At 66.3% G+C, this 16,246-nt stretch carries 13 protein-coding genes; 3 read left to right on the top strand and 10 right to left on the bottom strand.

The window, feature by feature from the left end; translation table 11 throughout:
- Positions 1 to 79 precede the first annotated feature (79 nt).
- Together SPHN_RS02845 and SPHN_RS02840 are read right to left on the bottom strand one after the other, a co-directional pair.
- On the bottom strand, positions 80 to 1,462 hold the full coding sequence (locus SPHN_RS02845) for a leucyl aminopeptidase family protein (RefSeq protein ID WP_248520955.1): 1,383 nt from the start codon (positions 1,460 to 1,462) through the stop codon (positions 80 to 82).
- The gene (locus SPHN_RS02840; RefSeq protein ID WP_248520953.1) at positions 1,459 to 2,850 is read right to left on the bottom strand and encodes a serine hydrolase domain-containing protein; all 1,392 of its coding nucleotides are present in this window, start codon (positions 2,848 to 2,850) and stop codon (positions 1,459 to 1,461) included. The genes SPHN_RS02845 and SPHN_RS02840 overlap by 4 nt, the downstream gene beginning before the upstream one ends.
- A gap of 162 nt (positions 2,851 to 3,012) precedes the next feature.
- Between SPHN_RS02840 and SPHN_RS02835 the strand changes: the two genes are divergently transcribed.
- Entirely contained in the window at positions 3,013 to 3,159 is a 147-nt protein-coding gene (locus tag SPHN_RS02835; RefSeq protein WP_128452849.1) for a lmo0937 family membrane protein, read from the top strand.
- A 108-nt stretch (positions 3,160 to 3,267) separates the two neighbouring features.
- Here SPHN_RS02835 and rimO read toward each other — a convergent pair whose 3' ends face one another.
- On the bottom strand, positions 3,268 to 4,620 hold the full coding sequence (gene rimO, locus SPHN_RS02830; RefSeq protein WP_248520951.1) for a 30S ribosomal protein S12 methylthiotransferase RimO: 1,353 nt from the start codon (positions 4,618 to 4,620) through the stop codon (positions 3,268 to 3,270).
- Positions 4,621 to 4,714: 94 nt separating this feature from the next.
- Here rimO and SPHN_RS02825 point away from each other — a divergent pair, with 94 nt between their 5' ends.
- On the top strand, positions 4,715 to 5,857 hold the full coding sequence (locus tag SPHN_RS02825) for an anhydro-N-acetylmuramic acid kinase (RefSeq protein ID WP_248520949.1): 1,143 nt from the start codon (positions 4,715 to 4,717) through the stop codon (positions 5,855 to 5,857).
- Positions 5,858 to 6,096: 239 nt separating this feature from the next.
- Here the strand turns inward: SPHN_RS02825 and SPHN_RS02820 are convergent, their stop codons facing one another.
- From SPHN_RS02820 to SPHN_RS02790, 7 genes are all read right to left on the bottom strand, one after another.
- Positions 6,097 to 6,420: a hypothetical protein gene (locus tag SPHN_RS02820; RefSeq protein WP_248520947.1), complete on the bottom strand. Its 324-nt coding sequence runs from the start codon at positions 6,418 to 6,420 to the stop codon at positions 6,097 to 6,099.
- A gap of 88 nt (positions 6,421 to 6,508) precedes the next feature.
- A complete protein-coding gene (locus SPHN_RS02815; RefSeq protein WP_248520945.1) occupies positions 6,509 to 7,687 on the bottom strand; it encodes a vWA domain-containing protein in 1,179 nt (392 codons plus the stop codon).
- Between the two features lie 12 nt (positions 7,688 to 7,699).
- The gene (locus SPHN_RS02810; RefSeq protein ID WP_248520943.1) at positions 7,700 to 9,613 is read right to left on the bottom strand and encodes a CocE/NonD family hydrolase; all 1,914 of its coding nucleotides are present in this window, start codon (positions 9,611 to 9,613) and stop codon (positions 7,700 to 7,702) included.
- 178 nt (positions 9,614 to 9,791) lie between these two features.
- Positions 9,792 to 10,358 (bottom strand): CHAP domain-containing protein, encoded by a 567-nt coding sequence (locus tag SPHN_RS02805; RefSeq protein WP_248520942.1) that lies wholly within the window; start codon positions 10,356 to 10,358, stop codon positions 9,792 to 9,794.
- 48 nt (positions 10,359 to 10,406) lie between these two features.
- The gene (locus SPHN_RS02800) at positions 10,407 to 11,921 is read right to left on the bottom strand and encodes a hypothetical protein (protein ID WP_248520941.1); all 1,515 of its coding nucleotides are present in this window, start codon (positions 11,919 to 11,921) and stop codon (positions 10,407 to 10,409) included.
- Positions 11,922 to 12,026: 105 nt separating this feature from the next.
- The gene (locus SPHN_RS02795) at positions 12,027 to 12,881 is read right to left on the bottom strand and encodes an AAA family ATPase (RefSeq protein WP_248520940.1); all 855 of its coding nucleotides are present in this window, start codon (positions 12,879 to 12,881) and stop codon (positions 12,027 to 12,029) included.
- A gap of 67 nt (positions 12,882 to 12,948) precedes the next feature.
- Positions 12,949 to 13,629 (bottom strand): DUF6975 family protein, encoded by a 681-nt coding sequence (locus SPHN_RS02790; RefSeq protein ID WP_349238453.1) that lies wholly within the window; start codon positions 13,627 to 13,629, stop codon positions 12,949 to 12,951.
- Between the two features lie 320 nt (positions 13,630 to 13,949).
- On the opposite strand from SPHN_RS02790, the gene SPHN_RS02785 reads away from it, so the two are divergent.
- Complete coding sequence (locus SPHN_RS02785; RefSeq protein ID WP_432715047.1) at positions 13,950 to 16,193, top strand: S9 family peptidase; 2,244 nt, start codon at positions 13,950 to 13,952, stop codon at positions 16,191 to 16,193.
- Positions 16,194 to 16,246 lie beyond the last annotated feature (53 nt).

Raw genomic sequence — 16,246 nt, 5'->3', positions numbered from 1 at the left:
GTTCCCCCGCGAATGCGGGGGCCCAGGATCTCACAGGATAGCGTTCTAACCCTGGCCCCCCGCCTCCGCGGGGGAACCGCTAGGTGTACCGCTTCGCCAACATCGCGAAGGCCGCGCGGAGGGCATAGGCCTCGCCGCCCTTCGGCCGCCCCGGTTTCGCCGACGGCCGCCACGCGAACACGTCGAGATGCGCCCAAGGCGTGCCCTTCGCCACGAACCGGCGCAGGAACAGCGCGGCGGTGACCGCGCCGGCAAAGCCGCCATCTGGCGCGTTGACCATGTCCGCCACGTCCGACTTCAGCATCTCGTCATAGCCGTTCCAGAGCGGCAGGCGCCACATCTGGTCGCCCTCCGCGACGCCTGCCGCGAGTAGGTCGGCGGCGAGCGTTTCGTCGTCGGTGAACAGCGGTGGCAGGTCGGGACCGAGCGCGACGCGGGCCGCGCCGGTCAGCGTTGCGAAGTCGAGGATCAGGTCCGGGTTGCTCTCGCCCGCCTTGGTCAGCGCATCGCCTAGCACGAGGCGCCCTTCGGCATCAGTATTGGTGTTCTCGACCGTCAGGCCCTTGCGCGTGGCGAGCACGTCGCCGGGGCGGAAGGCGTTGCCCGCGATGGAGTTCTCGACCGCGGGGATCAGCAGGTGGAGGCGGACCGGGAGCTTGGCCGCCATAACGAGGCTTGCCAGCGCCAGCGCGTGCGCCGCGCCACCCATGTCCTTCTTCATCAGCCGCATGCCCGCGGACGGCTTGATGTCGAGCCCGCCGGTGTCGAAGGTGACGCCCTTGCCGACCAGCGCGATACGGGGATGCGACGGGTCGCCCCATTCGAGTTCGATCAGCCGCGGCGCGCGGTCCTTGCTCGCGGCTTGTCCGACCGCGTGGATCATCGGGTAGCCGGTCGCCAGTGCATCGCCGCGGGTGGTCGTGACGGTCGCGCCATGGTGCTGGGCGAGCGCTTCCGCGGCGGCTTCGAGATCGGCAGGGCCCATGTCGGACGCGCCGGTGTTGACGAGATCGCGGACGAGCGCGGTGGCTTCGGCAAGGCGCACCGTCTTGTCGATATGCGCGGCGTCGGCGGTCAGGAGTATGCGCGCACCGGTCGTGTCGGGCTTCACGTAGCGGGTGAACTGGTGCTGGGCGAGCATCCACCCAAGCCCGGCTGCGCCGACTGGGCCTTCGGCGAGACGATACGTTCCAGCGGGGAGCGAGGCGCCGAGCGAAGCGATCCGCCAGGGCGAGGTCACCGCTTCATTGCAGACCAGCAGCATCGACCAGTCGTCGGCTGCGTCGCCGGGCAGCACGGCGCGGTCGCCCGGTTTGCCGGTCACGCGATGCGCGGCAATCGTCGTGCGGATGCGCTGCGACTGCTTGGCGAGCCAGCTCTCATACGCGTCGGGGTGGACGACGTGGATCGTTCGTGCGGGCTGGCCGCGGTCGGGTTGGAGCATCGAAGCGAAGTCGGTCATTGAGCAGGCGCCACTAGGAGTTGTTCGTACCGGCCGCTAGATCCCTGCTCTGCATAGGTGCTGAGCGAGAGCGTGCGGTCGGGATAGGTGATGCGGTAGGTGCGGTTGACGAAGCCGCCGCGCAAGCGGGTCTTGCCGGTTTGTGCGAACGCGGTGGGTTCGCCGAGCGCGCCGAGGCTGGTCTTGTAGTCGGCGAGCGCGACCGGCTTGAAGTAATAGTTCGCGTCTTCGGTCAGGCCCTTGCGGTCGAGCGTGCCGGTGCGGAGCTGGTCGTAGACGGCGCGGGCTCGGGCGAGGGCGGCGGTGTCTTCGGTGCTGGCGGCGGCGGGCGGCAGGACGATCTTGGCGACGCCGGTGGCGATGCGGCCGGTCGCGTCGCTGAACCAGCTGTTGGTAAGGACGACGATGGCCGCCTTGTCGTCGGGATAGACGGTGTTCTCGGACAGGAAGCCGACCGCTTCGCCGCTGTGCTCGACATAGCGGCGGCCGTTCGCGCTGCCGGTGAAGACGCCGAGGCCGTAGCCGTTGCTGCTGCCGTCGGCGAGCTTGACCGGGGTTTCTTGTGCGGCCCAGTCGTCGGTCGGCAGCGTGGTGCGGTTGAGGCGTGCGACATCCCATTTGGCGAGGTCTTCCGCGCTCATCGAGAGTTCGCCGGCGGCGTAGAGCCAGCCATCCGCGCTGGGCGTCTCGGGGCGGACCGGGCCTAGCGCGAAGCGGCCATAGCCTTGGGGGAAGGCCTTGCCGATCGCCTTGTCCTGATCGAGCGCGCGGATGTCGAGCGGCTTGAAGATGCGTTGTTGGAGGAAGGACAGGAGGGGTTGGTTGGCGACCTTTTCGACGATCAGGCCGGCGACGACATAGCCCGTGTTGGAATATTGCCACTGCGTGCCGGGCTGGAAATCGAGCGGCTTCTTCGCCCAGCGATCGACGATCTGTTGCGGCGTGACGGGCTTGGCCATCGCGGCGAAACTGTAATCCTGCGGCCAATAATCCTGCAGGCCCGAGGTGTGGCTGAGCAGCTGGCGGATCGTGATGCGGTCGCCGCCGGTGATGCCGGGGATGTATTTGGCGACGGTGTCGTCGAGCGACAGCTTGTCTTCGTCCTCGAGCAGCAGGATCGCGGCGGCGGTGAACTGCTTCGAGATCGAGGCGATCTGGTAGGGGAGTTTCGGGTCGGCGACGGCGATCGCCTCGGAGGGTTTGCCGTAGGCCTTGGCGAACACGATCCGGCCGCCACGGACGACCGCGATCGAGGCTGAGGGCACGCCGGTATCGCCGAGCGCGCCCGTCACCAGCGTGTCGATCTGCGCGGTTTCGGCGGGGGTGAGCGACTGCGCGATGGCGGGGGCCGGCAGGAGAGCGGCGACGGCGAGAAGGCGGAGGATCATGCGCGCAACGAAGCAGAACCGACCGACGCGCGCAACGTCGCGATTTTTATTCCGTGGCGATTGAACGGGTTAGAATGCGACAGAAATGTTGACGGAACAGGGCGCGTTTCAGCCACGTTTCACCCCGTACCGGGAGGCCGATACTCTCAAGGGGACCGAACAATGTTGTACACCATCGCCGTCATCCTGCTCATCTTGTGGCTGGCGGGCTTTGCCTTCCACGTCGCGGGCGGGCTGATCCATATCCTGCTGGTGATCGCGGTCATCGTCGTGCTGGTGAAGCTGTTCACCGGCCGCAGCGTCGTCTGACGAGCCCGCGACCTTAGCCGTTCTCCCGCGAAGGCGGGAGTCCAGGATTACGGGCGATGGCGCTTTTGGCTCCTGGACCCCCGCTTTCGCGGGGGAACAGTAGGGGGCCTAAACTGGCACGCCGTATAGGTCGTGCTCGTCCGCGTCTTCGATCGTTACCGGCACGATATCGCCGACGGTCAAGTGGCCGGCATCGCGGAGGAATACTTCGCCGTCGATCTCAGGCGCATCAGCCTTCGAACGGCCGGTGGCGCCTTCTTCGTCCACCGCATCGATGATTACGTCGAGCGTGCGCCCGATCTTCGCCTGCAACTTGGCCGCGGAGATCGCCGCGGTCTTTTCCATGATGCGGGCATAGCGCTCTTCCTTGAGCTCCTCGGGCACATGGTCGGGCAGCGCGTTTGCCGCTGCGCCTTCGACCGGTTCGAAGCGGAACGCGCCGACGCGGTCGAGTTGCGCTTCGTCGAGCCAATCCAGCAGATACTGGAAATCCTCCTCGGTCTCGCCGGGGAAGCCGACGACGAAGGTCGAGCGGATCGTGATGTCCGGCGCGATCGTCCGCCAGTTATGGATGCGCTGGAGCACCTTGGCATCGTTGCCGGGGCGCTTCATCCGGCGCAGCACCGACGGCGCGGCATGCTGGAACGGGATGTCGAGATACGGCAGCACGAGGCCCTCCGCCATCAGCGGGATGACGTGGTCGACGTGCGGATACGGGTAGACGTAGTGCAGGCGGACCCACGGCGCGATCTTGCCGAGTTCGCGCGACAGGTCGGTCATGTGCGCGCGGACCTCGCGAGCCTCGCCGCGCGACATCGGGCCGCCGGTCTTCACCGGCCAGCTGGCGTGGCGCAGGTCGACGCCGTACGCAGACGTGTCCTGGCTGATGACCAGCAGTTCCTTGGTGCCGGCTTCGACCAGCTTCTCCGCCTCGCGGAGGATCGCGTCGGGGCGGCGGCTGACGAGGTCGCCGCGCAGGCTCGGGATGATGCAGAACGAGCAGCGGTGGTTGCAGCCCTCGGAAATCTTCAGATAGCTGTAGTGGCGCGGGGTCAGCTTGAGGCCGGCGTCGGGGATCAGGTTGAGGAACGCCGACGGCGGCATCGGCGCGGCTTCGTGGACCGCGCCGACGACCTGCTCATATTCGTGCGCGCCGGTGATCGCGAGCACCTGCGGGAAGCGTGCGCGGATCGCGTCGGCTTCCTTGCCCATGCAGCCGGTGACGATGACTCGGCCGTTCTCGGCGATCGCCTCGCCGATCGCTTCTAGGCTCTCCTCCTTGGCGGAATCGAGGAAACCGCAGGTGTTGACGAGGACGATATCGGCGCCGGCATAATCCGGCGACATCTGATAGCCGTCGCCGCGGAGCTGGGTGAGGATCCGCTCGCTATCGACGAGGTTCTTGGGACAGCCAAGCGAGACCATGCCGATCTTCGGCGGGGAGGGAAGTAATGTTGTCATGAAGCCTGCGCACATAGGCGCAAAGTTCGGTTTTTTCTAGGCGGCGGAAAATGCATCCGGCATGGGTGAGGAGATTGCGCGGGAAGGAACCGATATGCTGGCGATTGGATTGATGTCGGGAACGTCGCTCGACGGGATCGACGCGGCGCTGATCGAGACCGATGGCGAGGCGTTCGTGCGGCCGATCGCGTTTCGCGGCGAGCCGTATTCGGACGCGGCGCGGGCGGAATTGGCGGAGGCAACGCGGATGGCGCTGACGTTCGACAAGCCGCGCGCGAGTCCGCCGGTCGTTGCTGCTGGGGAGCTGATCACGCGCGCGCATGTGTTTGCGGTGCATAAGTTGCTGGCGGATGCGGGCGTTGCGGCGGCGGACGTGGATGTGATCGGCCTTCACGGGCAGACGATCGCGCATCGGCCGGATCGGCGCTGGACGTGGCAGATCGGCGATGGGGCTGCGGTTGCGCGGGCTACCGGGATTACGACGGTATCGGATTTTCGGTCGGCGGATGTCGCGGCGGGCGGGCAGGGCGCGCCGTTGCTGCCGGTGTATCATGCGGCGTTGGCGGCGGGGCTTGAGGGGCCGGTCGCGGTGCTGAACCTTGGTGGGGTGGGGAACATCACCTTTATTCCCGGCGGGCGCGACATGCATGATTCACGCGAAATGTTGCCGGAGCGGGCGCAGGTTTCCGATCGCGAAGGGCTGGTAGCGTTCGATACCGGGCCGGCGAACGGGTTGATCGATAGCTGGGTCGAGGCGGAGACTGGCGCGCGGTACGATGCCGGGGGGGCGCTGGCGGCGTCCGGGCGTGTGGATGAGACCGTGTTGACGGCTATGCTCGATCATCCGTTCTTCGACGCGCCGCCGCCTAAGTCGCTCGATCGGAATGATTTCACGATCCAGCCGGCGCGGGGGTTATCGGCTGCGGATGGGGCGGCGACGCTGACCGCGTTTACGGCCGCGACGGTGACGGAGGCTTTGCGGCATTTGCCGGCTCGACCGGTTCGGTTGCTGGTGGCGGGGGGTGGTCGGCATAATCCGACGATGCTGGCGATGATTGCCGCGCGGACCGGGCTGAGGGTGGAGCCGACGGATGTGCTCGGGTGGAACGGCGATGCGCTGGAGGCCGAGGGGTTCGCGTATATGGCGGTTCGGACGCTGAAGGGGCTGGCGATCAGTTTTCCGGGGACGACTGGGGTTCCGGTGGCGATGGCTGGTGGGGTTGTGGATCGGGTTTAGGGGGCGGTGCGCCTGGCAAAAAAAGCTTGTTCTCCCGCGAAGGCGGGAGCCCAGACTGGGCTCCCGCCTTCGCGGGAGAACAAGAAAGCTAAGCACCGTCGCCTGAGAGATCTCCACCCCGGCGGAGGCCGGGGTCCAATTGGAAAGGTTGCAGTAACGAAGCGCGCTCAGTTAGCGGCGTCCCCCAATTGGGCCCCGGCCTTCGCCGGGGTGGTGCACCATGAGGGTGCACTGGGATATCAGTGCGGCTTCTTTGCCTTGGCCGGCTTCTTGGGCTCTGGCTTCTTCGGCGGGGTCTTCTTCTCTGCCCCGTCCTTCGCGCGCAACGCAGGCGCTGCGATCGCCGCAGCAATCCCGGCGATCACCGTCGCGCCGACCGCGATCGCGGTCTTCGGGTGCGACTTCACCGCATCGGTCGCTGTCGCGAGTCCGGCCTTCGCCGCGTCGGTCGCGTCCTCGACCCAGTCGCTCGCTGCAGCGGTCTTCTTGTCAGCCTTCGGCTTGTGGTCGTCGTCGTGGTGAACCTTGGCGTGCGGCATGGCGGAGTTGGGGATCGACGACATCGGATAGTCCTTCGGTGAGGGATGATGCCCGATAAACCGATCGCTTCCGTGACGGTTCCGTTACGGTACGCCGCCCACCGCACCAAACTCACCGTTTGCGGGTTAATTCGCGCATCGCGTCGTCGAGCCCGGCAAGGCTCAGCGGGTACATCCGGTCGGTCATCAGTTCGCGAATGATCCGTACCGACTGCGAATAGCCCCATTGCGCCTCGGGCACAGGGTTGAGCCACGCCGCCGCCGGATAGGTGTTGGTCAGCCGTTGCATCCAGACCGCGCCCGGCTCCTCGTTGAAATGCTCGACCGAGCCGCCGGGGTGGGTGATCTCGTACGGGCTCATCGACGCATCGCCGACGAAGATCAGCTTGTAGTCGTGGCCGTATTTGTGGAGCACGTCCCACATCGGCGTGCGCTCTGCGAACCGCCGCGTGTTGTCCTTCCATACGCCCTCGTACGGGCAATTGTGGAAGTAAAAGAATTCGAGGTTCTTGAACTCGGTGGTCGCGGCGGAAAACAGTTCCTCGCAGAGCTTGACGAACGGGTCCATCGAGCCGCCGACGTCGAGGAACAGCAGCAGCTTCACCGCATTGCGGCGCTCGGCGCGCATGACGATGTCGAGATAGCCTTGCCGCGCGGTGCCGGCGATCGTGCCATCGATGTCGAGTTCGTCGGCGGCGCCGTCGCGGGCGAAGCGGCGCAGGCGGCGGAGCGCGACCTTGATGTTGCGGGTGCCGAGTTCCTTGGTGTTGTCGAGGTTGCGGAACTCGCGCTGGTCCCAGACTTTCAGCGCGCGCTTGTGCGTGCTTTCGCCGCCGATGCGGACGCCTTCGGGGTTGTAGCCGCCGTTTCCATACGGGCTCGTGCCGCCGGTGCCGACCCACTTGTTGCCGCCCTGATGGCGTTCCTTCTGTTCCGCGAGGCGCTGCTTGAGCGTCTCCATGATCTCGTCCCACGAGCCTAGCGACTTGATCGCGGCCATCTCCTCGGGGGTCAGGAATTTCTCGGCGACCGCCTTCAGCCAGTCCTCGGGGACCTCGCCGGCGGGCGTGCCGTAGCTGGTGGCGAGGCCGCGGAAGACCTTGGCGAAGACCTGATCGAACTTGTCGAGCAGCCCCTCGTCCTTCACGTACACCGATCTGGAGAGGTAGTAGAAATCCTCGGGCGTCCGCTCGATCACCTCGGCGTCGAGCGCCTCGAGCAGGATGAGGTGCTCCTTGAGACTGGCGGGGATGCCGGCGCTGCGGAGTTCGTCGAGGAAGTTCAGGAACACAGGCTCACGTCCTCACTTGGCAGCCGCGATCGGCAGTTCGATCGCGCTGGCTAGCGCGGCCGAGTGGAAGACGCTGATCGTGGCCTTGCGATAGTCGGCGGGTTTCGCGTCGAAGATGTTGGGTACGTAGGTCTGCGGATTGCGGTCGTAGAGCGGGAACCAGCTCGACTGAACTTGCACCATGATGCGGTGGCCGGGGAGGAAGACGTGGTTGGTGTTGGGGAGCACGACGCGGAAATGCGTGGGCTGGCCGGCGACGATCGGGGTCGGCGTCTCGAAGCTGTCACGGTAGCGGCCGCGCAAAATGTCCATCGAGACGGCGAGTTGATAGCCGCCCATCTCGGGCTTGTCGGAATATTCGGCGGGGTAGACGTCGATCAGTTTCACCACGAAATCGCCGTCGGTGCCGGTGGTGCTGGCGACCAGGTCCGCGACGGGGGCGCCGGCGATCGCGACCGGGCTGGTCAGCGGCGGCGTCTGGTAGGTCAGGACATCGGTGCGGTCGGAGAACGGGCGCTGGTCGTCGACGAGCCATTGCCGCCAGGTCGAGCCGCTCGCGTAGGTCGGGCGGATCGGGCGGAGGCGGTAGGGGATCGGCTTGGCGGGATCGGAGACATAGTCATCGTGGCCGTCCCGTGCGGGGGCGGTCGGCGCGAGGCCGCTGGCGGGCTGGAAGTAGAGTTTCTGCGTCGCGGTCGAGTTCGGCCAGCCGGCGAGCGTCTGCCACTGGTTCGCGCCGGTCTGGAACGCGGTGACGGGGGCAAGCGCCGCCGGTGTACCGCCGGTCTTCAGCGCGCCGTCGAGGAACGGGAGCAGGACGTTCTTGCGGAACCAGAGCGCGGTGTCGGAATCGAAGCGGATCGCGCCCAAGGTCGAGCCGTCGCCGTTCGCGCCGCCATGCGCCCAAGGGCCGAGCGCGAGGTGGTTGACGTGGTTGGGATCGACCTTCGACACCGCCTCGTACGCCGCGACCGCGCCGTAGATGTCCTCCTGATCCCATTGGCTGGCGACCCAGAGCGTCTGCACCGTCTGCGGTTGCTTCGGCAGGATCGTCTCGAGCGCCTGGCCCTGCCAGAACGCGTCGTAGCTCGGGTGATCGTGCAGTCGGTTGACGAACGGGAGCTGCTCCAGCCCGCGGCTTTTCACGAACGCGCTGGCGGATCCGGCGCGCAGGAACGTGTCGTAATCGTCGTAGGCGTCGCGCCACAGGTCACCGGCTTCGCCCTTTGCCGCGTCCTGCGTGTAGTAATAATCGTAGCCGATCTGGCGGAAGGCGCCGCCGTGGAAATCGTCGTCGCCCTTCCAGGTGTTGATCACCGGGTTCATCGGCACCGCGGCTTTCAGCGCAGGGTGCGGGTTTACCAGCGCCATCGCGGCCATCATGCCGTCGTAACTGCCGCCGATGATGCCGACACGGCCGTTGCTGTTCTTCAGGTTCTTCACCAGCCAGTCGATCGTGTCGGAGGCGTCGGTGGAGTGATCGACCTTGGTTGTGTTAAGCGGTCCGATCAGCGGGCGTTCGTTGATATAGGCGCCGTTCGAGCCGTTCTTGCCGCGGACATCCTCGAACACGCGGATGTACCCCGCGTCGAAGAACATCGCATCCGACGCACGCAAGTTCATCGCGCCGCTGGAACTGGAGGATCGGCTTGCGACGCCCTCGGCATTGTAGGGCGTGCGCTGGAGCAGGATGGGCGCGTCGGTGAGGCCCTTGCGCTGGACGATGACCGCGTGGAGCGTGACGCCGTCGCGCATCGGGATGTCGACCTCGCGGCGCTCGAAATCGAAGCTGGCGTTGGCGGGGACGAACCTGGCGGGAATGTCACCGCCGGGCGGCGGGGCCTTTTCTTTTTGCGCGCCGACGATCGCGGGGGCGGACGTTGCGAGCAAGGCCAGCGTGATCGTCGTGAAAACCTTGAACCGCATCGTCATCCTCGCCGTCTTTTGCGGGACGGTGGTGGCACGGTTTCAGGGGTGGCGGCAATCCGTTCCCGCCGTCATCCTGACGAAAGTCAGGATCCAGAGCCATGGAGTGCGCCGCCCGTGACCCTGGGTCCCGACTTTCGTCAGCATGACGGTGGCGGCAAGGATGACGGGCGGAGCGTTACCGCGCGATCGGTTTGCCGCTCACCGGGACATACGCATCGATCAGCGCGCCGACATAATCGGGGTTGCGGCTGGTCAGTTCGGGCGCGGCATGCGCCTTGCCGTAGATGAAGCCGTAGACCGGATAGATCCCGCCGCCGAGGCCGTCGACGTCCTTGTACCAGACCTTGACGTCGCTCCAGTCGTTGCGCGGCGACACGTCGAACAGCGTGACGTCCTGTTCCGCGTGCCCGCGCTCGCCGTTCTGGCGCGACCAGTTGGCATGCGTCAGCATCACGACGCGCTTCTCGACCACCCGGCTGACGACCGCGACATGGCCCATCGGCAGGCGCGCGGTCTTGGCGAAGACGATCACCGCGCCTTCCTTGGGCTTGTGCGTGCGTTCGTACTTACCGTCGGCCTGCTCCCACCATGTCCAGGCGTTGCCGTAGATCTGGATGCCCGACGCAGCGCGTGCGAACGGCACGCACTCGCCGACATAATTGAGCAACGAACTGGCATTGGCGCCGGCCGCAGCGGTGGCGGCGATGGCAAGGCCGAGGAGCGTTCGGGGGATTCGCTTCATGCACCGTTGGTATCAAGCCGCAGATGACCGGCTAGTTGCAGCCTATGGTTAACGCGCGGTTCCGCCGCGTTTTTCGGGCAAGTCGGCGCGTGCGTAGAGTGCCCAGTCGACCCCCGAGAGGATGGCGCGCCGCCGAACGACCGCCAGGCGGTAGCGCATGCCGCATCGGACCAACGCCGAAGATGCCGGTGCATCATCGTCCAGATCGACGTGGAGGAACGCGGGGGCAGGGCAATCCCGTGTGATCCTGAGCGGATAACCGCGTTCCGCCGCCGCCACGCGCAAGGTCGCGATCGGGCGGAGATGGTCGACGAGCACGCTGGCCCCGGCCGGGCCTATCGCCGCCATCGTCGCGATCGCCGCGCCGGTGTCGCCGCGGCGACGTGCAGCCTGGACGAGATCGTCGCGGATGCTTGCGACTATGATCGCGGTAAGGAGGATTGCGCTGATGAGCCGGAGTCCGCCCCGTTTGCCGAGACCGTCGGCGAGTAGTCCGGCGAGCAGCAGGAGCAGGGCCAGCGATGAGAGGAGAAAATAGCGGGGCATGCCGGTATTGCCGATGCGGAGGACGGCGAGCCCGAGAGGAAGGCCGACGATCGCGGCGAGGTAGAAGATCGCGGTCGGGTCGCGCCTCCGGATGACAAGCACGAGAGCGAACGCGACGGCGATCGTCGCGACGCCCGCGATCCAGGTCGGTGCGGCGAGCCCGCCAATGCTGGCCGCGACCATGACGACGAGCGCTCGGCCCATCGCGAGGGGTGAAAACGCGACGTAATCGCCGACCTGCATCCCGGTCGCGCTCGCCGACGCTGCGGCCAGTACGAATGCGAACACCGCTGCGGTCGCGACGATCGTCGGCAGCAACAGGCGGATCGTCAAACGTGTCGCGCGGTCCCCGCCATGTCGGACGCGGAGCGCGACTGCGACCCACAAGACGATCGCGCAGATCCCGAAGAGCATCGTCAGCTGCGACGCCAGTCCGAGCGTGGCGAGCATGGCCAGTCGCCACCGCGGCGGGCCCTGGTCGGCTCCCGCGTCCAGCCAGCGCAGGACGAGCCAGACCATCGTCATGAGTGCGAGCAGCATCGGCATGTAGCCGCGCGCTTCGGAGCCGTAATCGACCATGATCGGTGACACCGCGACGAGTGCGGCCGCGACGAGCGCGTGACAGGCACTGCGCCGCGCGCCGATCGCGGCGGCGACCAGGATCGTCGCGGTGCCGGTGGCGATCGACAGCGCGCGCAACGCGAGCGGTGGCGCGCCATAGCCGACCAGCCGCATCCAAAGGCTGTTCAGGTGATGGTTGTTGTCGTGGTTGATCGCCGTGAAGATGCCGAGCGGGGTCTGCGCGCGCTCGACCATGACCGCGGACCAGGCCTCGTCGACCCACAGGCCGCCGCGGGCGCTCCATAGGCGGAGGATCAGGCCGAGGAGGGTTATGCCGGCGAGCAGGAGTGCGATACGGAAAGTTCTGGGTGCACGGGCGTCGGGATCTATCGATCCTCCCCCGCCAGGGGCAGGTGGCAGGCGTAGCCTGACGGAGGGGGCGGCAAGGGGTAACATCGGTTCCGTGTCCTTCCCCTCCGTCGCCTACGGCGCCACCTCCCCCTTGCGGGGGAGGATTGAAACTACCTCATAGCCTATGCAGTATCGGGGTTAAGGCCGCCCTTACCCCTGGTTCTTCTGCCGCTTCGCCATGAACGCGAGGCGCTCGAACAGCATCACGTCCTGCTCGTTCTTGAGCAGCGCACCGTGGAGCGGCGGGATCGCCTTGGTCGGGTCGCGGTTCTGGAGGATGTCGAGCGGCATGTCCTCGTGCAGGAGGAGCTTGAGCCAGTCGAGCAACTCGCTGGTCGACGGCTTCTTTTTCAGGCCGGGCACGTCGCGGACGTCGTAGAACAAGTCCATCGCCTTGCCGACGAGGATCTTCTGGATACCGGGAAAGTGGACGTCGACAATCGCCTGCATCGTCTGGCGGTCGGGAAACTTGATGTAGTGGAAGAAACACCGGCGGAGGAACGCGTCGGGCAGTTCCTTCTCGTTGTTGCTGGTGATGATCACGATCGGGCGCTCCACGGCGCGCACCGTTTCCTTGGTCTCGTAGACGTGGAATTCCATCCGATCGAGTTCCTGCAACAGGTCGTTGGGGAACTCGATATCGGCCTTGTCGATCTCGTCGATCAGCAGGACGGGCGGCGCGGGTTGCGTGAACGCCTCCCATAATTTGCCCTTGCGGATGTAATTGCCGATGTCGTGGACGCGCGCGTCGCCGAGCTGGCCGTCGCGCAAGCGGGCGACCGCGTCATATTCGTACAGGCCCTGCTGCGCCTTGGTGGTCGACTTGATGTTCCACTCGATCAGCGGCGCGCCGAGCGCCTTGGCGATCTCGTAGGCGAGCACGGTCTTGCCGGTGCCGGGCTCGCCCTTGATCAGCAGCGGGCGGCGCAGCGTCACGGCGGCGTTGACCGCGACTTTCAAATCGTCGGTCGCGACGTAGCTCTGGGTGCCTTCGAAGCGCTTCATGCGATGTCCCGTCCGGTTCTGAATACCGGGTATGGATAGAGGGTTTCCGCAGCCCCGTGCAAGCCGGTTACAGATCGCCGCGGGCGCTCGCACGGGCTTCGAGCAGCGACCATAGGCCGCGGTGCTGCGCGAACAATTGCTGCGCACCGAACAGGATCGCGCGCTGGATGCCGGGCGAAGTGCCGAGCGCCGCGATCATCGCCTGCGTGTCGGCGTCCGAGGGGAAGGTCGGTGCGGGTACGGCGAGGCCGAACCGCTCCGCAGCGACATCGAGCGTCCGGCGGATGGCACTCCAGTCGAGCAACAGCGCGGCAACCGCGCCGGTCGCGCAGCCGCGCCGCTCGGACCGGGCAAGCATTTCGAGCGCGTGTCGCTCGCCGACCAGCGCCGATTCGGTCTCCGCCTGGCCGGGCGTCGAGGGCAGCGGGCCGACCGCGGCGGTGAGCAGCGCGAGATAGGTGCGCTCGTCGACGAACCCGGCGGCGGCGGCGGTCAGCCAGTCCCGCGCCTCGGGCTGGACCGCGTGCGCCAGGACGTCGGCGATCATGCCGGGATGGTCGCCGTGCACCGAACATAGCGCATGGACCGCGTCGGACAGGTTGCGTGGTGCCGGGCCACCGGCGATCAAGCTGCGATAATGCGGATGCGCGACGCTGCCGTCGGCCTCGGCCAACTGGACAAGCGCCTGCCAGGCGCTGCGCTCGCCAGCGGGCTCAATGCCCTGCGGTACCGTGGTCGAAACCATCATACTCCGGTCGTGCTGCGCCGTGGAACGGAGGTTCCCGGCAAGGTTCTCGTCGCTCCGTTTAAACGAAGCGCGTAAAGACGCGGTATACGTCACGGTAATTGTTCCTCGCCCGTCGGCCGGTGATCTGCACGGTTTGGATCGGCGCTGCGATGCGCCCTTTACGTCGCCCCATGGCGTCGCGATAACGCGCCACCGAACATCTTCGGGCCGCCGGGCGGTATCCGGCGGGGTGATCCCACGGAGTCTACAGGATGCGAACATGGTTGCTCGGGCTTGCGCTTGCTTCGGTCGGAACCGCCGCGATGGCTGCTGATCAGGTGATGCCGACGGTAGCGCCCGCCGAGCCGGTCAAGCCGGTCGAGGCGGCTAAGCCCGGTGATCTGACGATGGCACGCGTCTTCGGCAATCCGGACCTGTCTGGGTCACAGCCCCGTGCGGTGCGGCTGTCGCCGGACGGCACGTTGCTGACGAGTTTGCGCAACCGCGACGACGAGAAGGAGCGCTTCGATCTCTGGGCGGTCGACACCGCGACCGGGCAGGCGCGGATGCTGGTCGATTCGAAGAAGGTCGGCAGCGGCGCCGAACTCACCGAGGCCGAGAAGATGCAGCGCGAGCGCGCGCGGATCGGCGGACAGAAGGGCATCGTCGCCTATGACTGGGCGCCCGACGGCAAGTCGATCCTCGTGCCGCTCGACGGCGACCTGTATCTCGCCGGGCTCGACGGCAAGGTCACGCGGCTGACCAACACGCCCGGTGGCGAGCTGAACCCGCTGGTCAGCCCCAAGGGCGGCTTCGTGTCGTTCGTCCGCGATCAGAACGTGTTCGTCCAGCCGCTGAGCGGCGGCGCCGCGCGCGCCGTCACCACCGGTGGAGGCGGCACCGTCCATTTCGGCGAGGCGGAGTTCGTCGCGCAGGAGGAAATGGATCGCCGCACCGGCTATTGGTGGTCGCCCGACGAGCAATATGTCGCGGTCGAGCGGTTCGACGAGGCGCCGGTCCACACCGCCACCCGGGCTTCGATCGGCGCGACCGGGACCAAGGTCTACGAGCAGCGTTATCCCGCCGCCGGCACGCCCAACGTGCTGGTCGACCTGTATATCATGAAGTCCGATGGCTCGGGGCAGGTGAAGGTCGATCTCGGCACCAACCCCGACATCTATCTCGCCCGCGTCGACTGGACGCCGGACGGCCGGATGCTGCTGGTCCAGCGCCAGAGCCGCGACCAGAAGCTGCTGGAGATGCTCCGCGTCGATCCGGCGACGGGCAAGTCGACGATCCTGTTCACCGAGAAGTCCGGCGTGAAGAGCTGGCTCAACCTGTCCGACGCCTATCACGTCCTGAAGGACGGCAGCCTGATCTGGCGGTCGGAGCGGAGCGGCTATGGGCATCTCTATCGGTTCGCATCGGGCAAGTGGACGCAGCTGACCAAGGGCGACTGGGTCGTCACCGATCTGGTCGGCGTGGACGAGACCAAGGGGCGCCTGTTCTTCCTCGGCAACAAGGACGACGTGCTCGAGCAACAACTCTATTCGGTCGACGTCGCGAAGCCGAACGCGATCACCAAGCTGACCGAAACGGGCTGGTGGAATAGCGCTACGATGGACGCGGCCGCGAGCCGTTTCATCATCTCGCGCTCGAATCCGAAGCAGCCGACCCAGGTCTATCTGGCCGACGCGACCGGCAAGCGGATCTCGTGGATCAACGAGAATGCGGTGGTCGAGGGGCATCCCTATTACCCGTATCTGTCGAGCCATCAGGAAACGAAGTTCGGGACTCTGAAGGCGAAGAACGGCATGACGCTCTATTACGAGATGATCACGCCGCCGCTGGAGCCGGGCAAGAAATACCCGGTGTTCTTCGAACATTACGGTGGCCCCGGCACCGGTCAGCAGGTCACGCGCGGGTGGCAGGGCGGATTACCGCAATACCTCGTCGATCGCGGCTGGATCTATTTCAAGATCGACAATCGCGGCTCGTACAACCGCGGCAAGGCGTTCGAGGACCAGATCTATCACGCGATGGGCACGGTCGAAGTCGAGGATCAGCTGTCGGGGGCGAACTATCTGAAGTCGCTGCCGTTCGTCGAGCCGACCAAGATCGCGACCTATGGCTGGTCTTACGGCGGCTATATGTCGCTGAAGATGCTGGAGAAGACGCCGGGCGTGTATGCGGCCGCAGTGTCGGGCGCGCCGGTCACCGACTGGCAGTTGTACGACACGCATTACACCGAGCGGTATCTCGGCGATCCGGCGAAGGACCCGGCGAGCTATTCGACCTCGGCCGCGGTCGAGGAGGCGAACAGGATAGTCGATCCGTTGCTGCTGATTCACGGGATGGCGGACGACAACGTGTTCCTCGACAATTCGACCAAGGTTGCCGCGCGGATGCAGGAAACCGCGACGCCGTTCGAGATGATGTTCTACCCCGGCTACACGCACCGCGTATCGGGGCCGGGGATTAGCGAGCATGTCTGGGGGACGATCCTGAACTTCCTCGACCGGACGGTGAAGGACAAGCCGGTACCCGAGGTTACGCCTGCTGCGGCGCCAGTTTCGGCGAAGTAAACGCCGGTGCGGTTCGGCGAGACGGTCGGTACCCGACCGTCTCGCCACGTGCT

The organism is Sphingomonas faeni (genome assembly GCF_023195535.1).
Lineage (GTDB): Bacteria > Pseudomonadota > Alphaproteobacteria > Sphingomonadales > Sphingomonadaceae > Sphingomonas > Sphingomonas faeni_B.
This window is presented reverse-complemented; position numbering and strand designations above follow the sequence as displayed.

Bases quoted from the DNA above. Each gene is read 5' to 3' on its own strand.
- SPHN_RS02845 (WP_248520955.1), bottom strand. From the start codon at position 1,462: ATGACCGACTTCGCTTCGATGCTCCAACCCGACCGCGGCCAGCCCGCA.
- SPHN_RS02840 (WP_248520953.1), bottom strand. From the start codon at position 2,850: ATGATCCTCCGCCTTCTCGCCGTCGCCGCTCTCCTGCCGGCCCCCGCC.
- SPHN_RS02835 (WP_128452849.1), top strand. From the start codon at position 3,013: ATGTTGTACACCATCGCCGTCATCCTGCTCATCTTGTGGCTGGCGGGC.
- rimO (WP_248520951.1), bottom strand. From the start codon at position 4,620: ATGACAACATTACTTCCCTCCCCGCCGAAGATCGGCATGGTCTCGCTT.
- SPHN_RS02825 (WP_248520949.1), top strand. From the start codon at position 4,715: ATGCTGGCGATTGGATTGATGTCGGGAACGTCGCTCGACGGGATCGAC.
- SPHN_RS02820 (WP_248520947.1), bottom strand. From the start codon at position 6,420: ATGTCGTCGATCCCCAACTCCGCCATGCCGCACGCCAAGGTTCACCAC.
- SPHN_RS02810 (WP_248520943.1), bottom strand. From the start codon at position 9,613: ATGCGGTTCAAGGTTTTCACGACGATCACGCTGGCCTTGCTCGCAACG.
- SPHN_RS02805 (WP_248520942.1), bottom strand. From the start codon at position 10,358: ATGAAGCGAATCCCCCGAACGCTCCTCGGCCTTGCCATCGCCGCCACC.
- SPHN_RS02800 (WP_248520941.1), bottom strand. From the start codon at position 11,921: ATGTTACCCCTTGCCGCCCCCTCCGTCAGGCTACGCCTGCCACCTGCC.
- SPHN_RS02795 (WP_248520940.1), bottom strand. From the start codon at position 12,881: ATGAAGCGCTTCGAAGGCACCCAGAGCTACGTCGCGACCGACGATTTG.
- SPHN_RS02790 (WP_349238453.1), bottom strand. From the start codon at position 13,629: ATGATGGTTTCGACCACGGTACCGCAGGGCATTGAGCCCGCTGGCGAG.
- SPHN_RS02785 (WP_432715047.1), top strand. From the start codon at position 13,950: ATGCCGACGGTAGCGCCCGCCGAGCCGGTCAAGCCGGTCGAGGCGGCT.